This is a genomic window from Pseudomonas sp. T8 (genome assembly GCF_024610635.1).
Classification (GTDB): Bacteria; Pseudomonadota; Gammaproteobacteria; order Pseudomonadales; family Pseudomonadaceae; genus Aquipseudomonas; species Aquipseudomonas chlororaphis_I.
In genome coordinates this window covers 38,154-58,473 of the sequence record NZ_CP102374.1, presented here as the reverse complement: position 1 = coordinate 58,473, position 20,320 = coordinate 38,154, and the positions used below count along the sequence as shown (strand labels likewise).

The 20,320-nt window shown below is 63.2% G+C and carries 13 protein-coding genes and 2 pseudogenes; 5 read left to right on the top strand and 10 right to left on the bottom strand.

The window, feature by feature from the left end:
- Positions 1-87 precede the first annotated feature (87 nt).
- Positions 88-1,827 carry a dipeptidase gene (locus tag NRG23_RS00205; protein ID WP_257373457.1) on the top strand — a complete coding sequence of 580 codons (1,740 nt, stop codon included), beginning with the start codon at positions 88-90 and terminating at the stop codon, positions 1,825-1,827.
- A gap of 385 nt (positions 1,828-2,212) precedes the next feature.
- Positions 2,213-2,947 carry a helix-turn-helix transcriptional regulator gene (locus NRG23_RS00200; protein WP_101284160.1) on the top strand — a complete coding sequence of 245 codons (735 nt, stop codon included), beginning with the start codon at positions 2,213-2,215 and terminating at the stop codon, positions 2,945-2,947.
- Between the two features lie 160 nt (positions 2,948-3,107).
- On the opposite strand, the gene NRG23_RS00195 is transcribed toward NRG23_RS00200, so the two are convergent.
- From NRG23_RS00195 to NRG23_RS00160, 8 genes and pseudogenes are all read right to left on the bottom strand, one after another.
- Positions 3,108-3,686, bottom strand: a complete 579-nt coding sequence (locus NRG23_RS00195) for a flavin reductase family protein (RefSeq protein ID WP_009049520.1) — start codon at positions 3,684-3,686, stop codon at positions 3,108-3,110.
- 24 nt (positions 3,687-3,710) lie between these two features.
- Positions 3,711-4,946 (bottom strand): cation:proton antiporter, encoded by a 1,236-nt coding sequence (locus NRG23_RS00190; RefSeq protein WP_257373456.1) that lies wholly within the window; start codon positions 4,944-4,946, stop codon positions 3,711-3,713.
- Positions 4,943-5,089 (bottom strand): flavin reductase, encoded by a 147-nt coding sequence (locus tag NRG23_RS00185; RefSeq protein ID WP_053269313.1) that lies wholly within the window; start codon positions 5,087-5,089, stop codon positions 4,943-4,945. Before NRG23_RS00185 ends, NRG23_RS00190 begins: the two co-directional genes overlap by 4 nt.
- Positions 5,089-6,180, bottom strand: coding sequence for a Rieske 2Fe-2S domain-containing protein (locus tag NRG23_RS00180; RefSeq protein WP_257373455.1), 1,092 nt, complete (start codon positions 6,178-6,180; stop codon positions 5,089-5,091). Before NRG23_RS00180 ends, NRG23_RS00185 begins: the two co-directional genes overlap by 1 nt.
- A 24-nt stretch (positions 6,181-6,204) precedes the next feature.
- A complete protein-coding gene (locus tag NRG23_RS00175) occupies positions 6,205-7,908 on the bottom strand; it encodes an NAD(P)/FAD-dependent oxidoreductase (protein WP_257373454.1) in 1,704 nt (567 codons plus the stop codon).
- 43 nt (positions 7,909-7,951) lie between these two features.
- On the bottom strand, positions 7,952-9,037 hold the full coding sequence (locus tag NRG23_RS00170; RefSeq protein ID WP_103331505.1) for a monodechloroaminopyrrolnitrin synthase PrnB family protein: 1,086 nt from the start codon (positions 9,035-9,037) through the stop codon (positions 7,952-7,954).
- Positions 9,037-10,653 carry a tryptophan halogenase family protein gene (locus tag NRG23_RS00165; protein ID WP_257373453.1) on the bottom strand — a complete coding sequence of 539 codons (1,617 nt, stop codon included), beginning with the start codon at positions 10,651-10,653 and terminating at the stop codon, positions 9,037-9,039. The genes NRG23_RS00170 and NRG23_RS00165 overlap by 1 nt, the downstream gene beginning before the upstream one ends.
- Before the next feature lie 230 nt (positions 10,654-10,883).
- Positions 10,884-11,612, bottom strand: a pseudogene (locus tag NRG23_RS00160) (ABC transporter permease); the annotation flags it as partial.
- Position 11,613: 1 nt separating this feature from the next.
- Between NRG23_RS00160 and NRG23_RS00155 the strand changes: the two are divergent.
- Positions 11,614-12,204, top strand: a pseudogene (locus NRG23_RS00155) (efflux transporter outer membrane subunit); the annotation flags it as partial.
- A gap of 86 nt (positions 12,205-12,290) precedes the next feature.
- On the opposite strand, the gene NRG23_RS00150 reads toward NRG23_RS00155, so the two are convergent.
- Together NRG23_RS00150 and NRG23_RS00145 are read right to left on the bottom strand one after the other, a co-directional pair.
- Positions 12,291-13,319, bottom strand: coding sequence for a fimbrial protein (locus NRG23_RS00150; protein WP_257373452.1), 1,029 nt, complete (start codon positions 13,317-13,319; stop codon positions 12,291-12,293).
- Positions 13,320-13,598: 279 nt separating this feature from the next.
- Complete coding sequence (locus NRG23_RS00145) at positions 13,599-14,627, bottom strand: fimbrial protein (RefSeq protein ID WP_257373451.1); 1,029 nt, start codon at positions 14,625-14,627, stop codon at positions 13,599-13,601.
- A gap of 160 nt (positions 14,628-14,787) precedes the next feature.
- Between NRG23_RS00145 and NRG23_RS00140 the strand changes: the two genes are divergently transcribed.
- Positions 14,788-15,252, top strand: coding sequence for a VOC family protein (locus NRG23_RS00140; protein ID WP_257373450.1), 465 nt, complete (start codon positions 14,788-14,790; stop codon positions 15,250-15,252).
- A gap of 166 nt (positions 15,253-15,418) precedes the next feature.
- Positions 15,419-20,083, top strand: a complete 4,665-nt coding sequence (locus NRG23_RS00135) for a DUF5801 repeats-in-toxin domain-containing protein (RefSeq protein WP_257373449.1) — start codon at positions 15,419-15,421, stop codon at positions 20,081-20,083.
- The last annotated feature ends 237 nt before the right edge of the window (positions 20,084-20,320 follow it).

The following is a 20,320-nucleotide window of genomic DNA, read 5'->3' as shown; positions in this document are numbered from 1 at the left end:
ACTTCGGGGACTCCCGTACCAGTCCCCCGTGGTGTTAGCGTGGGAGGTCAGATATTTCCTAACAATCTGCAAGGAACGCCTCCCGCAATGGATTTTTCCCTCAAGCAACTGGCCGCGGCCACCCTGATGCTGGCCAGCCTGTCAGCCTTCACCACGACCGCCCACGCCAACATCACCCCGCAGCAGAACGCGGCGATTCTCAAGAGCTTCGCCGATGCATCGGTCAAGGACTTCCGCCAGTTCCTCGGCACCCTGGGCAAGAGCGAGCTGGCCAAGAGCGCCAACCTCGGTCCGGCCATCACCGCCTTCCTCGACAACAAGACGCTTTCCGCCGAGCAGCAGAACGAGATCCATCGCCTGCTGGGCCTCTATGCGCGGGTGAAGTACGGCAAGGCCGCCACCGAAACCCTGCGCGAACTGGTGGCCATCCCCACCGTGCGCGTCGACGGTGTGCCCCAGCACGAGAACCCTGAGTTCCTCAAGATCGCCGACAAGATCCAGGCCCTGGCCAAGGCCTTCGACCTGAACTTTCGCAACATCGACAACCGCGTCTACGAGATCTCCCTGGAAGGCAGCGGCAAAGAAGTGGTGGGCATCCACGCCCATGCCGACGTGGTGCCGGTGACGCCGGAGAACTGGGTGCTGCAGGACGGCACCAAGCTCGACCCGTTCAAGGTCACCCTGGTCGGCGACCGCATGTATGGCCGCGGCACCGAGGACGACAAAAACGGCATAGTCGTAGCCCTGTACGCGATGAAGATCATCAAGGAAGAGAAGCTGCCGCTGGCGCGCAACTTCAAGCTGCTGGTGGACACCACCGAGGAAACCAGCGGCGACGCCATCCCCTACTACTTCGAACGCAACCCGACGCCGAATTACAACCTGGCGCTGGATGGCGGCTACCCGGTGGTGATCGCCGAGAAAGGCTACGGCACCGTCATGGCCAGCTTCCCGCGGCGTACCGCCGAAGGCAAAGGTGCGGAAATCGTCTCGATGACCGGCGGCCTGGCCACCAACCAGATCCCGGGAGCCTCGGTCGCCACCCTGGTGACCGACCAGCCCGCCGAACTGGCCGCCAGCCTGCAGAAGGCCGGCAACGAATACGCCAAGGCCCACGGCGGCGACTTCAGCGTGGCCGCCAAGGTCGAAGGCAAGGACGTCAAGCTGACAGTCACCGGCGTGTCCGCCCACTCCTCCGAGCCCGAGTCCGGGGTCAACCCGGTGGCGCGCATGCTCGACTTCATCAACGGCCTCGATGGCAAGGTCGCGCTCAAGCACAACCCAATCACCGATGCCGCCCGCTACGCCGCCGACAACTGGGGCCTGGACTACCTGGGCAACAAATTGGGGGTCGGTTTCGCCGATGACTTCATGGGCCCGCTGACCACCTCCCTGACCTATGTCGGCCAGGATGAACAGGCCTTCAAGCTGGCGGTCAACCTGCGCGTGCCCAAGGGCAAGACCCCGGAGGTGCTGAAAAAGGAAATTGCCGACAAGCTGGCCGCCTGGAGCAAGAAGAACCAGGTCGCGGTGAACTTCGACTACAAGATCGCCGAGCCGATGTACCGCAACCCCGAGGGTGAATGGGTCAAGGCGCTGTTGGCGGTGGCCAGCGAGAACCTCGGCATGCAGCACAAGTTCGGTACCTCCGCCGGCGCCACCTCGGTGCATGAACTGCCCAACGGCGTGCAATTCGGCCTGGCCCGTCCCGAGGTCAAGTACACAGGCCACAACGACAACGAGTTCAAGACCGTCGAGCAGTTCCAGCTGGACCTGCAGATCGTCACTGAAATGTTCGGTCGCATCGGCCAGCTGCCAACACTCTGAGCCCTTTCGGACCCGCCGCCCTGGCGGGTCCACTGCCGTGCTCATCCCGATCCAGGTCGGGCTCGAGCCCTATCCCCCTGATGCTCGACCGGCCAGACGCCATGTCCGTTTCTGGGCATGTCGACAGGCCAAATGATGGCACATTGACGCTATCCAAAAGGATAGAATCAGTTGCAGGCGGCCAGGTTGGCCAAGCAGCGCCGGCATTGCGTAAGGAAAACGCTCTGCCTGTGTCTTTTTGCCGTATTTCATTAAACCGCCACCAGAACCCTGTACCAAGATACGAGGCGGCGACGAATCCGGCGAAAGGCTCTAAACATAGTCTCGCCGCACTCGTCGCTTACTAAGGCAAGTGTCGCGCAACATGAAACTCATGGATGAAATGATGAACTCACAAATACTGTTCCCACACATTGGCAAGGTCATCGCCAGCACCGGCAGTCGCAGTTTTCCGCGCATGCTGCATGATCTGATACGCACCCAACTGGCGGTGGACGCCACGCATATCACCCAGATGCGTGTGTATTCAGAGGGTCAATCGCAGCCCAGGAACGCCCGCGACGAGGTCTACAGCGACTCCACGCTCGCCCCATCCGGCAAGAATCCGACGGCACGCCCTGCCGAGACCGCCGCGCAATTGCACCTGACCAGCCACAAGGACGATTACCGCTACGTGATCTCGGTCTACCGTTCCTGCCAGTCCCAGAGCTTCTCGCACCAGGAACGCATCCTCCTGCAGGACTTCTCCCCACTGCTGCTGCCCATGGTGGAAAAACACCTGGCGGCGCTGCAGCCGCACAACGCCACCGGGGACGACCCCGAGGCCGCCGCCAGCCTGGAACACCAGGGCCTGGAAACCCTGCGCCTGCGCTTCGCCGCGCGCCTGCGGCAGTCGGGGCTGAAGCTGTCGAACCGGGAAATGCAGGTCTGCGTCGGCCTGCTCGCCGGGCGCACCGCCCCCGAGCTGGCCGGGCAATTGAAGCTCAAGGTGCACACCGTCGAGAGCTACCTCAAGCGGGCGGCGATCAAGATGGGGATCAGCGGGCGCCACTCGCTGCTGCGCTGGATGTATTCCCCGGACGAGGCCACGGCCACCCCAGGCCCGAGCCCCACCCTCTGATCCTCCAGGCCCGAGCCGGCTGTTCAGGGCTGGGGCAGATGCCAGGGGAACAGCCGGTGCAACAACCAGGAGACGCCTCGCTCGGTCGTCCATGAGCGGGGCGTCTCCTGCTGGCCAGCGGCATCAAGCCGCCCCTTCCCGCCCCCGCAACGTCCCCGCCTCATGCCTCGCGCCGGCCCGAAGCCCATGGCGAAGCTTCTCGGCTCGCCAGTGCCGGATGCGCGGCGGCAACCCGGTACTGGCCTGCATGGAAGACCAGCGGTTCTGCGCCGCTGTATCGGTATTGTTCGATCTCGCCAATGAAGATCAGGTGGTCACCGCCCTCGTACTGGGTGACGTTGCGGCACACCAGCACTGCCACCACATCGTCCAGCACCGGGGCTCCCGCCTTGCCATAGGAGTGAGCTACACCGGCGAACTTGTCAGCGGCTGCCCGTGCGAACTGCTCCGACAAGTGGTGCTGGTGCGCGCCCAGCACGTTGATGGCGAAGTGGCTCGCCGAGCAAAAATCCTTCAGGCTCGGTGCCGTGCGTGCCAGGCTCCAGAGCACCAGCGCCGGCGACAGCGACAGTGAGGAGAACGAGTTGACGGTCACACCGACGTTGCGGCCGTCGGCGATGCGCGTGGTGATCACGGTCACACCGGTAGCGAACTGCCCCAGCACGTTGCGCAGTTCGCGGACATCGCGGCCCTCGGCATCGAGCAAATCGTGAGCCTTGGTTTCGGTGGCGGCACTCATGGTGATCTCTCCCCTCAAGCTGGCTCAGGCGGCCTGTTGGCTCATTGCGCGCGATTGCACGCGCAGCGTGAATCGAACCAGCGGTGCGGTCAGCGCCGTCGTCACCAGCGCGAACACCACGAGGATCGTGTAAACCTTTGGTGGAAGGATCTGCATCTGCAGGCCGATTGACAGGACGATCAGCTCCATCAAGCCGCGCGTATTCATCAACGAGCTCACCAGCATCGCATCGTGTGGCGCAAGCCCGGTGGTACGCGCGCCCAGATAGCTGCCGCCGAACTTGCCGATGAATCCGCCTGCGAGGAATACACCGAACCACATCCATGATGCCGCGTCGTCGATCGTGCCGATTGACGCATGCAGCCCCGCATACGCGAAAAACACCGGCATCAGCACAAGCTTGACGAAACCTTCGACGTTGTCGCGCCACTCCTTCGCGACGCCGGGCACACGCCGCACGAACAGCGCCGCCGCCAGTGCGCCAAATGCGCTATGGAATCCGATCAGCGACGTCGCGAGTGCCGACACTATTACGAAGCAGAACAACACGGCCAAGCGGTCGCGCGCCGCATGCGCAGTCGATGCGAGCCGCGCAAGCGCCGGTCGAACCACGAAGCGCACCAGGAGCGCGCACAGCACCAGGTACGCGAGCAGGCTGAGGAGCATGCGCGCAAATGCCCAGCCAGGCCCGCTCGATAGCGAGGCAATCGTTGCAAGCAGCATCCATCCGAGCGCATCCGTCAGCATCGCGGCAGACATTGCGTGCCGTGCGCCCACCATGGCGCTGAGCGCCAGGTCGTCGATGATGCGCGCCATCACCGGCACCGCCGATACCGCAAGTGCGACACCGCAGAAGAGTACATAGGGCAGCGCCGGCGCGTCGCTGGCGAGCGTGTCTTTCGAGACGATGGCGAGGATCATGCCGATCGCGGCCGGTGCGACGAGCCCGCCCGCTGCGATCGCGACGGGCATGCGCCAGCGCTTGCCGCGCAGCGTCTCGCCCAACTCCATATGCAGGCCGACCTGAAACATCAGCAGTATCAGGCCGACTTCGCTGACTTGCGCCATCGCTGACAGCACACTTGGGCCGAACAACAGGTCGTAGAAACCCGGTGCTATCACGCCGAACAGCGAAGGCCCCAACAGCAGGCCGGCCGCGATCTCGCCGACGACCGCGCACTGGCCGAGCCGTTCGGCAATGCGGCCGCAGACGTTGCAGAGCGCAATCACCAGCACGAGTTGCAACAGCCAGATAGTCATGAATACCTCGCCGACACGAAGCGGGTGGCTGCGAGCCCAAGCGGGCCCGCCGCGCCGTACGCGGTGATGACCGTGACGCCGCTCGCCAGGTTCGCGAGCGCCTGGCGGAGCGACGTGGCCGAGGCCGGCTCGGCTTCACGCATCACTGCTCACTCGCGACGCGGTCGACCCAGCCCCGGTAGAACGCACGGTACTTGAGCACGAGCTTGTCGTACTTGCTGTACGCGCCGCCGCCGTCCGGCTTCATCCCGTTCCAGATTTTGACGTCGTACCCCGCTGCCTGCCTGGTCTGCAGCCCGAACAGCACGAAGTCGGTCGCGCGGCGCAGGGCGCCGCCCACCTTCTTGATCGAGATGAGCATGTGCATGACGTTCTTGCCGTCGCTCACCGGCGTCACACACTGGAGCAGCTTGTATTTGACGTTTCCGTCCAGCGCAACGGTCATGACGCACCCGCCGGGGTAGCCATCGAAGTGCAGGTTCATCTGCGACATGTTCAGGCCAAGCGCGCGCGACAGCATGCCGAGGGGGCCGAAGTACCGGTTCACGGTGAAGTCGATCCCGGCACCGAACCACGCGCCCGCCCGGGCCAGCGACTCAACCTCCGGCCACCGGCGCCAATCGTCGAAGAGCTTGAGCTCGAAGGCCGAGACCGGGAGCGCGTGCACGGGGGTCGCGTGCTGCGCGTCGTAGAAGTTCTCGACGATCCGCAAGACCGCCGTCGTCGTCTCGAACGCGAAGTGCAGGTGCATGAAGTCGCCGTTGTCGACGTCGGCCGCGGCGATTTCGGGCAGCGGGTGCAGCGGCTGCGGGGAGCCGTACCAGACCCACACGTAGCCGTATCGCTCGACGGTGACCAACGTCGGCTGGCGCGCCCCGCGCGGCACGGGCTCCAGCCGGAGCACCGCCTGGTTGTGGCCGGGGATGTGAACGCACTGGCCCTGCTCGTCGTACCGCCAGTGGTGAAACGGGCACTGGATGCACCCGTCCTTGACCCGCCCGTCAGCCAGGTTCGCGCCCAGGTGCGAGCAGTGGCGGTCCATCACCACAGCCCGCCCCGTCGCTCCGCGCCACGCCACGCAGGGACGGCCGAAGAGCGTCAACTCCGTCGGCTTGTCCTTGAGGGCGTCCGAGCGCATCGCGACGTACCAGCTCGCGGCCAGGCGCGTAGTCGCGTCGTACGCCCCCGGGGGACGCTTCTTGATGCTCGCTTGATCCAATTGAATGTCGTTCATCGTTTTTCTGTCGTCGTCGGCCGACTACTTCTTCATCGCCAAGCCGATGCGGGTCGTGATGTACGCCTTGAGCAGCGCGAACATCGGGTTGTAGTCGAAGTACTTTTTCACCTCTGCCGGCGCGCGGGTTTGCGTCCAGTACATCAGCTTCATCGCCGGCAGCAGGCTGTACTTCGAGTTGTTGAGCTGCGGCTTGGCCCCAGTGATGCAGTACCCGAAGCCGAACATCGGCTTGGCGAAGTCTCGTTCGTCGATGAGGGCGTGAATCCGCGCCGCAGCCTCCTCGGCCGGCTTGTGCCCGGCGCTCACGGCCTCGACCTCGGCCTTGGCGTCGTTGAACAACTGGTAGTACTCCTCCATGTCCGCGCACAGGTACCCGAGGTACGGGGGGTCGTTGTCGAGGTGATCGAGGTCGCCCTCGTCGCGCGACGCGCGGAACCTCGCGTGGGCTTGCACGAGCCGGAACTGCCCGAGGATTGTGCCGACCGCCCACAGCCTGTGGAACGCGTCCCACAGGCGGAAGTCCGAGAATGCCGTGTAGCAGCAGCTGACGAAGTCGTCGTTGTGGTCCAGAAGCTTTTGCTGCAGGCGCTCGATGTACTCGAAGCGCTCGGGGGAGAAGTCGTCGTCGCGTAGCGCCTTGATGAGGCGCGCCGCGAGCGCGTGGATGGTCACCGCGGTGTTCTCGAGCCCCCGGGAGAAGAGCGGGTCGATGAACCCGTTCGCGTGCAGCATCAGGCAGTAGCGGTCGCCGACGCAGGCGTTCGACGAGAACTGCAGGCGGTCGGTCTTGACCCAGTCGCGCACCGGCACGGCGTCCCGGAACTGCGCCGCGATGCTAGGGAATCGCGCGAGGAACTCGTCGAATTCCTGCTGTGCGGGGATGTCCGTTTTCGGGTAGACACGCGGGTCGAGCTGCAGGCCGACGCTCACCAGGTTGTTGGTCGACCGCGGGTGGTTGTTGAACGGAATCACCCAGAGCCAGCCGCCCGTGAACATGTGGTGCAAGGTCCCTTCGTGCCAGCGCCAGCGCTGCCCCTTGACCTTGAAGATATCGTCGAACGGCTTGACCCCGAGCATGTGCGTGTAGAGGCTGCGCGAGTGCGTCTTGAAGCGACACGGTTCTTCGCGGAGCTTGAACTGGGTCGCGAGCGGCGCACGGGGTCCTCCGCAGTCGATCATGTAGCGGCCGGTGAACCGTTCGCCCTGGGCGGTGGTCACCGCGACGCCGTCTTTATCGGCGTGGTATTCGCTCACGCTCGTCTTCTGGTGGACCGTGCAGCCGTATTTGATGGCGGCTTGCAACAGGTAGGCGTCGACGTCTTGCCGGTAATAATGGCTCTCCGGCCCCCACGGCAGCTCGGGAATGACACACTGCGTGAACTCCTTCGGGTCGTGCTCCTGACCGGGCTTGTGGAACACGAAGCCGAAGTTGCGCTTGATGCCCGTGCTCGACGCGACGTAACGCTGCGTCGAGTAGAACGACGTGATGTGGCCGAGCTCCGGAATGCCGTAGCGATCGGCGATGATGCGGTTCATGAGAGACGTCTCGGGGATCGACGATTCGCCGATCGTGAACCGCGGATGCGACGACTCCTCGATGATCAGCACGCGAAACTGTTGCTTGGCCAGGATGGCCCCCATCTGGGTGCCGGACATGCCCGAACCGAGGATGATCACGTCGAAATGGTTGCTATCACGCCCGTTCGCGGGGCTCTTCTGAGTCATGGGGGCAAACTCTCCTTGTGAGATAACACCTGGGCCGTGCGCGTCAGGATTCGTCGAGCACGGCGCGGATGCGGGACCGCGCGGCACACGTGAGCGTGAGTAGATCGCCGAGCATGCTGGGCGCGTAGCCCCCGCTGCCGGTTGTGGGGCCGCTTCGCCCGACTTCGTACGCCCGCTCCGCCAATTTGAGGTGAGGCGCGCGGAAGCGCAGCAGGACCTTGAAGACCCGCTCGAGGGCTGTCAGCCCGGCCCGGACGGGCTCGCCCCGCGCACCGACCGCTCGTGCCTCGCCGAGCACGCGGTCGATGAGCGCCGGCCGCCCGGCGAACCGAGCGTAGACCGCCCTGTACGCGGGAAGCACGTAGGGCAGGTACGTCTCTTTGAATTCTCGATAAACCTGGTCGTCCGATTGCGAACCCCACAGGACGTGCTCCAGCACGAAGAGGGGCATTTCTACGGCACCGGGGCCGAGGTAGCTCTGGCCCCCGACTCGAATCGGTTCGTAGAAGGGGCGGAGCTCATCGTAGAAGACCTGCGGCGAGATGAAGCGGTACGCGTAGACGATCGATTCGACCATTTTCTGCAGATAGGCTGCCAGCTCGTCGCACCCTGGCGCGAACGCGGGCGAGCGCAGGGGCACCTCGGACAGTTCGACGGTCACCGCGATCGCCGCCTCGAGGGCCGCCATCGAGATGCGCACGCTCTCGAGCAGGTGCGCTTCGTCGGGCAGCCCGGTGTAGCTCCGCTGCGCGTCGGCCGCCGCGGGGTTCCAGACCGTCACATGCAGGAGCGTCTCGCGCGGCGGCAGGTCGGTCGCGCGTGCCAGGTCGAGCAGCACCGGCTCAAGCCCGGGCACCACGTCCGCGGGCTCATGTCCGTGCCGCTTGAGCGACCCCAGGAAGAACCCGATGTCGCGCATCGCCGCGGCGGCTTCGACGAAGCCCCAGCCGGAGGGCACGCCGCGCGCCGGGAGGAACTCGCGCAGCAGGCCAACGATGCCGGGCACGTCCTTGTTACGGTTCAGGCCCGGCAGTTGCAGGACGAGCGAGCGCGCCTGTAGCGGATCGCAGGCCGCCACGGCAGCGTGCGTGGCCGCGAATGCGGATACCCGGTCCAAGGTGCGTTCCACTAGAGGATTTCCCGCGCCGCGAGCGTCGGTCCGGGCTGGCTGCGAGACAGCCCCACGTCGCCGTCACGCAGCGACCGCAGGTAGTCGTAGTTCGTCGGCAGGCTCGTGCGCAGACGCTCGGCCTCGCGCTGGATGCTGGCGAACATCGCCTCGGCCTTCTCGATCGACTCCGGTCGGTGCTGCAAGAGCGGCAGCGATCGGTCGGGCAGCATGCCCAGGCCGGCAAAGATGCAGTAGTAGTTGCCGTTCAACCAGAAGTTCTTGAATTCGTAGTCGAAGGTCTCGTAGTACGTGGAATCGTCGAACGACGTGGTGGTCAGCGGCAGCCCCGCCTTGTAGCGCTGAACCTTCTCTTTGATGGCGTCCGAGAGCCGCAGCTCGTGCCGGTTCGCCAGCCAGAACGGGGTGTCTTCGCGCGACGCGGTGAAATAGTGCGCCTGAACGAAATCCCGGCAGTCGTCGAACATGTGGACGATCTCGGCGTTGAATGCGTCGCTCAACCGCGGGTCGAACGAGGTGTCGGGGAAGTGCTTCACGAGCTGGTACAGCGCCGCGTAGATGAAGTAGATGCCCGTCGATTCCAGGGGCTCCAGAAAGCACGACGACAGCCCGATCGAGACGCAGTTGTTGACCCACGCCCGCTTGTTGCGCCCGACCCGGAACTTGATCTGGTTGAGCGGCTGGTTGTCCGAGAGACCCCAGAGGTTGAGGAAGTCGGCGGTGGCCTGGTCGCGCGAGGTGAACTTGCTCGAGAAGACATAGCCGCTGCCGAACCGGCCCAGCATCGGAATCTTCCAGGTCCACCCCGAGTTCATGGCGATCGCGGAGGTGTACGGCTCGACCCCCTCGCGTGCGTCGTCGTTGGGCACGGCGCTGGCGACTGCGCTGTCGCACAGCAGATAGTCGGACATGTCGATGAAGGGTTCCTTCAGGGCCTGATTGATCAGGAGCCCCCGCATGCCGGAGCAGTCGATGAACAGGTCCGCCTCCAGCGTCCGCCCCTCCTTGGTGAGCAGGCTGGAGATGTAGCCGCGGTCGTTCAGGCGAACCTCCACGACCTCGTCGACCACGCGGTTCACCCCGCGCTCGACGGCCCAGCGCTTCAAGAAGTCGGCCACCAGGTGCGCGTCGAAGTGCCACGCGTGGGACATCTGGCGGGTGCCGTCGGCCAGGCACGGTGCCAGCTTGCCGTCGAGCGCCCCGGGCTGCGGGTAGCAGGCGTACTCCATCGGCTGCCGGAAGCCCTGTTCGCGCTTGCGCAGCCAGTAGTGGGTCAGCGGTACGCCGTCGCAGTTCGGCACGTTGCCGAACAAATGGTAGAAGTGATCGTCACGCGAGTGGTCGGGAGACTTTCTCCAATTCACGAACTTGATCGCGGCCTTGAACGCGCCGTTCACCTGGGGCATCCACTCCCGCTCCGGTATCCCGAGGAAGTCGAAGAACACCTTCTGCAAACTCGGGATGGTCGCCTCGCCCACGCCGATCCGGGGGATCGCCGCAGACTCGATGAGCGTAATGTTCGCTTGCTGCTGGAGCGCCCGGACGAGGTACGAGGCGGCCATCCAGCCCGCAGTGCCGCCGCCCACGATGACGATATTCTTGATCGGCTTGTTCATAACACTCCTTGTTTCAAGGCGGACTGCCTGTGACGAGAGGAAGGCCGCCAATCTCGTGCAATCCGTGCAAGAGGCACATCAATGTGCTGGTTAGAGTAGAGACTCTAGCCTGCCGGGAAAGCGACGCAAATTCCGTTTCCGAATTAGCATTCTCAAATGCAAGGGCATTGGCTATAAAAGAAGGTTTTGCGTACAGGCCCGAGCGCTCCAGGCTCAGCCCTGGGCAGGTTTCAATCGCGCGCCAGGGCTTCGATCGGGTCCAGCCGCGCCGCATTGCGCGCCGGCACGAAGCCGAAGACGATGCCGATCAGGGTCGAGCAGGCGAACGCGGTGACGATCGAGCCCAGGGAGAACACCATTTCCCATTCCTTGACGAACAGCGAGAACAGGTAGCCGATGGCGTAGGACAGGGAAATGCCGATCATCCCGCCGATCAGGCAGACCATCACCGCCTCCACCAGGAACTGCTGACGGATGTCCGAGATGCTGTCCAGGTAGCGCTGGCCAAGCAAACGCCCGGCCGCGGTTTCATAAGGCACCCAGACATTCAGTGCCTTGCTCGCGGCGAACATGTTCTTGTTCTCCGCAGTCACGCCAATCACCGTGCACGGCAGGTTGCCCACCAGGATCACCTGGCCCAGGGGGTCCTCCCCGGGGCCGAACAGTCGGTGGCGGGCGTTGTGGTCGATGACCACCACCTGGGCCTGGCGCCGGGCGTCGCTTTCGCTGAAGGCGATGCCGGCCGCCAGCTTCAGGCCGCGCACCTGGAAGTACTGGTCGCTGACACCGTTGACCTGGGCGTCGAGGTCAATATTGCGGTAGCGCAGCAACATGTTGCGCCCCACCACCGGGGTGGCACTGTCGACGTAGTACAGCTGGTTGAGCGTCGCGACATCGGCCGGCACCAACGTCTCGATGGCCGTCGCCCGGCTGTCGCCGAAGCTGGTGCCGGAATAGACCCTGCTGCAACGCCGTCCCGACATCCTCCAGGCCGAGTACCAGCTCAAGGCCGCCAACGCCAATATCAGCGCGGCCCGCGCCGCGTTCTTCCCCAGCGTCAGCCTGACGGCCAACGCCGGCACCTCCAGCCTGGAGCTGGCCGGGCTGTTCAAGGGCGGCTCCGGCAGTTGGGCCTTCCAGCCGCAGATCAACCTGCCGATCTTCAATGCCGGCAGCCTGCGGGCCAGCCTCGACTACGCGAAGCTGCAAAAGGGCATCACCATCGCCCAGTACGAAAAGTCGATCCAGACCGCCTTCCAGGAAGTCGCCGACGGCCTCGCCGCGCGCCAGACCTACAGCGATCAGCTCGACGCCCAGCGCAGCCTGGTGGCAGCCACCCAGGACTATTACCGGATGGCGGAACACCGCTACCGCACCGACGCCGACAGCAACCTGGTGTTCCTCGACGCGCAACGCTCGCTGTTCAGCGCACAACAGGGGCTGATCAACGACCGGCTGGCGCAGCTGATCGCCGAGGTCAACCTGTACACGGCACTGGGCGGGTCCTGGAAGACGGAGTCGAACCCGGCGCTGGCACTGCGCACGCCCTGACAACGGCATGCAGGCCTGCCAGCCCGGGCACAAAAAAGCCACTCCGGCGAGTGGCTTTTTTGTGCGTTCCGGGGCGAGAAATACGATCAGTTGTATTCCAGTACATAGGTCAGCGTTGCATCGGCTTTGCCGGCGGCGACTTCTGTACCTGTGGGGACATAGCGCGCCTTTGCGGCAAAGCGGTACATCTCGGTGCCGGGGCCACTGGCTTGCCAATCCAGGGCCACCGCCTTGTCCTGGCTGAATGGCAGGGCCACGTTCTTGTCGTTGGTCAGCGAGATGGCAACGCCCTTGGCCACGCCAGGCTGGCCGACACCCTCCAGATTCAGCAAGCCATCCCGAACGGAGTTGCCCTCGAAATAGACCTTCACCGGTGGCTTGACCGTGGGGTTGAGGCCCTCGCACACAACATCCAGGGCGAAGGGAACGTCCTGGACCGACCCGCGTTTTACTTGCTCTGCCGCGGGACGCCCCATCTTGACCTCGGTACTGCTCTTGGGGGTGTAGCAAGTCGTGAAGAAGGCATTATGTTCGAACTTGGTGGTAAGGCTTTCTCCTTCGATGGCATAAACCGCTCGCATCGGAGTGGTGTAACTGGTGTCGATAAAAAAATTGGTCTTGTAGTTGAAGGAAGGCATAGCCCCCTTTCCGACACCGAAGTCTGTACGCACAAACTCGATGCTCAATCTATTGAAAAAATAGAGGATGTACCCATTTGATATTCCGGTATTGGTAAAAGGTGGATAACTGGGGGTGTACCAGTTAGTGGTGGCAACGTGCCCAATACGAATGCCGACCCCAGGCACACCAGAATCGTAAAGTCCTGGACTGCCTCTCGATGTAAGGCTGGTAGTCACTTCGGTGAACCCATATTGAGACTTATAGCACCATGACCATCCTCCAGAACGGCGTCCGACCTCTACCTCGTAGGACGCCATTACCCCGCCAATGGCCGCGTACTTCAAGGTTGTAGTGGCTGGAAGACTGGCAATGACCGACGGATTGTTCGGTGTACCTGAGTCAGGCTTATCGCAATAATCTGCTGCATAGGCGGAAGTTCCCATGATGCATCCCAGGGTCAGTGCAAGCAGCCTCGCCTGTCGTAGCGTTTTCAAAGCTTTTCTCCTCGGTCCGAGTTCAGATTGGCGTTGCAGCTTCCCTTGGTGGGAATCGGCGCAGGGCGGCAGTTTATGTGGGGCAACTACAAAGGATGAATCAGAGGATTCTCAAAGTCGCTGCAGCACCCTGCTGCCTTTTTCGTCAGCAGAGGCTATTGAAATTGAGGCTTCAAGCGTCCGGCAGCAAAACCGTTCCGCTGCGGGCAGCAATCCCGGGCATAAAAAAGCCACTCCGGCGAGTGGCTTTTTTTGTGCGTTCCGGGGCGAGAAATGCGCTCAGTTGTATTCCAGTACATAGGTCAGCGTTGCATCGGCTTTACCGGCGGCGACTTCCGTGCCCGTGGTGACGTAGCGCGCCTTTGCGGCAAAGCGGTACATCTCGGTGCCGGGGCCGCTGGATTGCCAATCCAGGGCCACCGCCTTGTCCTGGCTGAAGGGCAGTGCCACGTTTTTATCGTTGGTCAGCGAGATGGCAACGCCCTTGGCCACGCCAGGCTGGCCGACACCCTCCAGATTCAGCAAGCCATCCCGAACGGAGTTGCCCTCGAAATAGACCTTCACCGGTGGCTTGACCGTGGGGTTGAGGCCCTCGCACACAACATCCAGGGCGAATGGAACGTCCTGGACCGAGCCGCGTTTTACTTGCTCTGCCGCGGGACGCCCCATCTTGACCTCGGTACTGCTCTTGGTGGTGTAGCAAGTCGTGAAGAAGGCATTATGTTCGAACTTGGTTTTAAGGTCCGTTCCTTCGATGGCATAAACCGCTCGTGCCGGAGTGGTGTAGTTAGTGTCGATAAAGAAACTTGTCTTGTAGTTGAAGGACGGCATTTCGCCCTTTCCGACACCGATGTCCGTACGCACAAACTCTATTGTCACTGTACGGGGAAAATAGAGTAAGGTCGAAGTAACGCTGCCAACGGTAAAAGGCGGAAAAGAAGGGGTATTCCACCCCTCACTGTTAATGTGCCCAATGCGAATGCCGATCCCAGGAACACCAGAATCATACAACCCTGGACTGTTTCTCGATGTAAGGCTGGTAGCAACTGCGGTCATTCCCCATTCAGACTTAGAGCACCATGCCCATCCTCCAGAACGGCGTCCGACCGCTACTTGGTAGGACGCCATTACCTTGCCAATGGCGGCGTACTTCAAGGTTGTAGTGGCTGGAAGACTGGCAATGATCGACGGATTCAATGGATCGCCGACTAAGTAAGACCTATCGCAATAATCCGCTGCATAGGCGGAAGTTCCCACGATGCTTCCCAAGGTCAGTGCAAGCAGCCCTACCTGTCGTAGCGTTTTCAAAACGTTTCTCCTCAGTCTGAGTTCAGACTGGCGGTGCAGCCTCCCCTGGGGTGGGAATCGGCGTAGGGGCAGTACTCTATGCGGGGCCACTGCAAGAGATGAATCAGATAAATCTTAAAGTCACTGCCGCACCCCGCTGCCTTTCTCATCAGGAGAGCTCATGAAGTTAAAGTTCAGCCACGTCGATGTTCTGGTCAAAGACCTCGAGCAAGCCTGTGGGTATTACGCCCGGATTTTCAGCGCAAGGATTTCCAGGACCCTGGATTGGCAGCGCGACGGTTTGCATGTGCGTTATGCGATCGTCAGGTTCGGCACGGAGCGCCTGATGCTGGTGCAACCCTTTGCCGGCAATCTCAAGGCGCTGATGGACAGCAACGGCAAAGGCACGATCTACCGTCACTGCTATTGCACGCCGGACATCGAGGCCGCCTACGACGAGTTGCTGGCCGCGGGTGTGCAGCCGGAAGACGAGAACGGCAACCCCCTGTCGCGCGACAATCTGCAGTCGCCCAGCGGGACACGCATCCTCTGGCTACCGAAACGCTTCGGGCATTTTTCCATCGAGCTGCTTGAAGAGGCAGAGCTGGAGGCCTTTATCGAGGAAGCATTCGCCGAGGACCGATAAGGCAACAGGCGCCAGCGCTTCCCCCTCGCCGCATAGGCTGAAACTCCCAGACGGCCTGGGAGTATCGGCCAATGCGCAACCTCCCAGGCCTCCCCATAGTTGTGACATCTGCCAGCAGAGGGGCCCAAGTGCGGCCCCCACAACTAGAAGCGCCGAGGAGCCTGTCATGACCACCCCCCAATCCCCCACCACCGACCTGACCGCTGATACCCCTACCGATCTGTACCCCGTCTTCCCCAGCAACGACACACTGACCAGCACTGCCCTGACGGACAGCGCGCAGATGGTCGTGGCGACCGGTGCAAGCGTGACCCTCGACGAAACCGCCGGGTTGCAGAACGCCACCGCCACGACCAGCCCCGCGGAAGACGCCAACGACAATGACATCCTGCTGGCCGCCCTGCCCTCGGCCTTCGCTGCCCGCTTGAGTGCCCTCGGCGCCGGTAGCGCGACAGGCGCGGCCTTGAGTGGCTACACCGGTGCCGCGGACAACACCGGCAGCAATGCCTTCACCGTCAACCTGGCGCCCGGCGCGACCAATATCGATATCAGCTTCACCGACAGCCTGGGCGCGCCGCTCAATGGCCTGGACAGCGGTCTGGATACCCTGGATGGCATCGACATCCTTCTCTATACCGATACGGACAACAACATCCTGCTGGGCCGGGCCGGTGGTCCTGGCGGCGCAATCGTGTTCGCGGCCTATATCGAAGAAACCGGGTCGCCGGTCTCGGGCGGCAAGCTCTGGACCGTGGAATACCAACCGCTCAAGCACCCGGACGCCAGTAATCCGGACGATGCCCTCAACCTGCTGAACAAGGTGTTTATCGGCGCCAGCCAGGACCTGACATTCAACCTGGCCAACGCGCCTTCCGGGCAGAATCTGTTCCTGATGTTCAGCAAGGCCACCCCGACAGTGGTCGACGATAACGGTGTCCTGCGGATCAGCGATCCGACGATCATCGCCACCGGCAAGGACCCCGCCAACCAATCGACGGGCGTCAACATCAGCACCGGCGACACCATCAACACCAGCCAGGCGGGTGGCCCGACCACCTTCGGCACCAACAGCCAGATGATCACGGAACAGGAAGGCATTCGTTTTACCTTCGTCACCGGCGCCCGGCAGGACATGACCATTCCCAACCTGGACCAGAACGAAGCCGATGAGGAAGACAACATCGACTTCACCGCGATGTTCAATGCCAAGGCGGCCAATTTCGATATCGTGCAGCTGCAAGGCGGCAAGAGTGCCGTGGTCAAGATCAGTGCCTTCAACACCGCGGCTGAATCCGGGGAGGCTTTCATCGACGGCTATGCCGGCGATACGGTGGTGGCGATCACCAATGTTCGCGTGATCAACAACGCCACCGGGCTGGTGATCGAAAACTCGGACGGTTCGGTGAACGATGCGAGCATCCTCATCAGCTTTACGGGTGGCGTGGCTACCATCACCGGCGTCAAGGCCGGCTACCAGATCGAATACACCACGGCCGCGGACCACAACCGGGTACTGATCGAAAACGGCGCGGCCCTCGATGCCAAGGGCAATACCCACGCTGACTTCGACATAGGTGGCTTCACCCTGCGCCAGGCCTCCACCACGACTGCCGAAATCGGCTCGAAGATGATCTTCGAGGACGATGGACCGGCCGCAGCCGGAACCGCCGTGGCCGGTACCGTCGATGAAGACGGCCTGGCCAGCGGTGTGGCCGGCGGTGTCGGCGACGTGCCTGGCGAAGCCATCACGGCCAGTGGCAGCGTGACCGGGATCTTCCAGTCCGGCGTCGATGTGCCGCTGAGCTTTAGCTTGTCGAGCGATACCAGCGGCCTGCCGGCATTGAGTTCGGGCGGAGTGGCCCTGGTCTACAGCGTGGCCGGCAACACCCTGACCGCCAAGGCGGGCGCCGTCGATGTCTTCACCTTCAGCCTCAGCACCGCGGGTGCCTACAGCTTTACCCTGCTCCAGCACCTGGATCACGCCACGGGCAACGACGAGAACGACATCACGATTAATCTGGGCTCGTTGCTGCGGGCCTCGGATAAGGATGGCGATACGGTGACGGCCGCCGCCGAGAAACTGGTGATCACCGTCGATGACGATACGCCAACCGCGACCGGAACTGCCGTGACCGGCACCGTCGACGAAGACGGCCTGGCCAATGGTATTGCCGGTGGTGTCGGCGACGTGGCGGGTCAGGCCACCAACGCCAGCGGCAGCGTGAGTGGCATCTTCCAGTCCGGGGCCGACGTGCCGCTGAGCTATACCCTGTTGAGTGACACCAGCGGCTTGCCGGCGTTGAGCTCCGGTGGCGTGGCGCTGACCTACAGCGTCCTGGGCGACACTCTCACCGCCAAGGCGGGCGCGGTCGATGTATTCACCTTCAGCCTCAGCGCCGCCGGTGCCTACAGCTTCACCCTGCTCAAGCCCCTGGATCACCCGGCCGGCAATAACGAGAACGACATCACGATCAACCTGGGCTCGTTGCTGCGAGCCACCGACAGCGACGGCGACACGGTGACCGCCGCGGCCGAGAAGCTGGTGATCATCGTCGATGACGATACGCCAACCGCAACCGGGACCGCCGAAGCCGGCACCGTCGATGAAGACGGCCTGGCCAATGGCATCGCTGGGGGTGTCGGCGACGTGGCTGGCGAAGCCACCACGGCCAGCGGCAGCGTCACCGGGATCTTCCAGTCCGGGGCCGACGTGCCGCTGAGCTATTCCCTGTCGAGTAATACCAGCGGTCTGCCAGCCCTGAGCTCGGGCGGGGTGGCACTGGTGTACAGCGTGCTGGGTGACACCCTGACCGCCAAAGCGGGCGCCGTCGATGTCTTCACCTTCAGCCTCAGCGCAGCGGGGGCCTACAACTTCGCCCTGCTCAAGCCCCTGGATCACCCCGCCGGCAATAACGAAAACGACATCACCCTCAACCTCGGCACCCTGCTGCAAGCCACCGACAAGGACGGCGACACGGTGACCGCCGCGGCCGAGAAACTGGTGATTACCGTCGATGACGACACGCCAACAGCCAACGGAACTGCCGTGACCGGCACCGTCGACGAGGACGGCCTGGCCAATGGCATCGCCGGGGGTGTCGGTGACGTAGCTGGCGAGGCAACTGTCGCCAGCGGCAGCGTGACCGGGATCTTCCAGTCCGGTGCCGACGTGCCGCTGAGCTATTCCCTGTCGAGTAACACCAGTGGCTTGCCGGCCCTGAGTTCCGGCGGAGTGGCGCTGGCCTACAGCGTCCTGGGCAACACCCTGACCGCCAAGGCCGGTGCGACTGACGTGTTCACCCTGAGCCTGACGGTAGCGGGTGCCTACACCTTCACCCTGCTCAAGCCTCTGGATCACGCAGCCGGCAACGACGAGAACGACATCACCCTCAACCTGGGCACCTTGCTGCAAGCCACGGACAAGGACGGCGACACGGTGACCGCCGCAGCCGACAAGCTGGTGATCACCGTCGATGACGATACGCCGACCCTGGCCTTCGGCAACCTGATCGGCACCGGGACCGACCTGGCGCAACAAGGCTACTGGAACAAGGCGGCCGGAGCCGACGGGCTGGGCGCGGCCGGCCTGGACATTTCGCTGGTGAACAACCAGTTCACCCTGGTCCGGCCGGATAACACCACCACCATCGGCACCGGCACACTGGTCGAGCAGTCGCCGTCACCCGATGGCAATGGCGCCTACCAGTTCGCCGGGACCTTGACCGGCGACTTCGACAACAATGCGGCCACGGCGAATACCACTGTCCATTACACCCTGACCGCCAAGGCCGATGGCACCTATGCCCTGGACCTGCTGGAAGGTTTCCGTTCGATCGTCGTCCTCAGCAGTGCCGATGGCTCGCTGGATGCCGGTGGGCCGGACCCGGTACGCACGCTGACGATAGGCACCGAAGAGGTGGTGTTCTTCGGCGCCAATCCGCTGGCACCGCAGACCGGCGACAACAGCATCCTGACCGGTATCGGGCTCGGGGCGCCCGACCCGACCGAAGCCCAGTTGCAGACCAACCCGCTGCCATCGTTCATCGGTTCGGCGGCCATGAACGTCAGCACCTCGGGCATCGGTATCGCCAACAACAACCTGGAGGGCAACACCACGGCGGGCATCAATGCCGGTGACGAAAGTTTCGTGGTCAACCCCGAGACCTTGTTGACGGCCATGAAGATCTTTATCGACAACTCGGTACAGGGCTACGACCCGGCCACGGAAGAGCTGTACTACACGATCTACTACGACAACGGCACGACTTCGGGCGCGCCCATCAAGGTGCAGGCCGCCGACCTGCACGCGGAGGCCGGAAACCAGAAATCCTTCACCGTCCAGTGGGATGGCAGCCACCTGATCGACGCGGTCCAGCTCACCATGGGCAAGGGCACGATCAAGGTCCCGGTGATCCAGTTCATCAAGGAAACCCAGAGCCTGGCCAGCGATATCCAGCTGGCGTTCAACGCCACGATCACGGACAAGGATGGCGATACGGCAACCAGCGCATTCGACGCCAACCTGTTCGCCAACGACCCGAGCGACGCCTTGTTCGACTTCAGGCTGGTGGGCACCACGGGTGAACGGGATGCCTTCAACATCGATCTGTCGGTGGCCGAGAACCTGTACCAGGTCACAGGCTTCGATGCCGGAGCAGGCCAGCGCGATGCGGTGGTACTGGTTGGTGACCCGGGCGCCACTGTGCAGTCGATCAACAATGCCGGCAACGACAGCATCGTGACGATTGCCGAGACCGGCGGACAGCTGACGACCATCACCCTGCTCGGGGTCGACCTGCTCAATACCGACATTGTCCTGAGCAGCGTCTGAAACCTGGCGCGTCAAACCAAAACGAGGGTGGCCTGGAAACCGCCCTCGTTTTTTTTGCCGCGCCGAACGCTCAAGCAGCGCAAGGCTTGAAGGGCACGGCGCCTGCGCCTCATCCCGCTTCCCCGCCCAGGTAGGCTGAAACTCCCAGCCCGCCTGGGAGTATCGGCCAATGCGCATTCTGCGGTGCATCCCCATAGTTGTGGCATCTGCCAGCAGAGGGCCCAGTGCGGCCCCAAC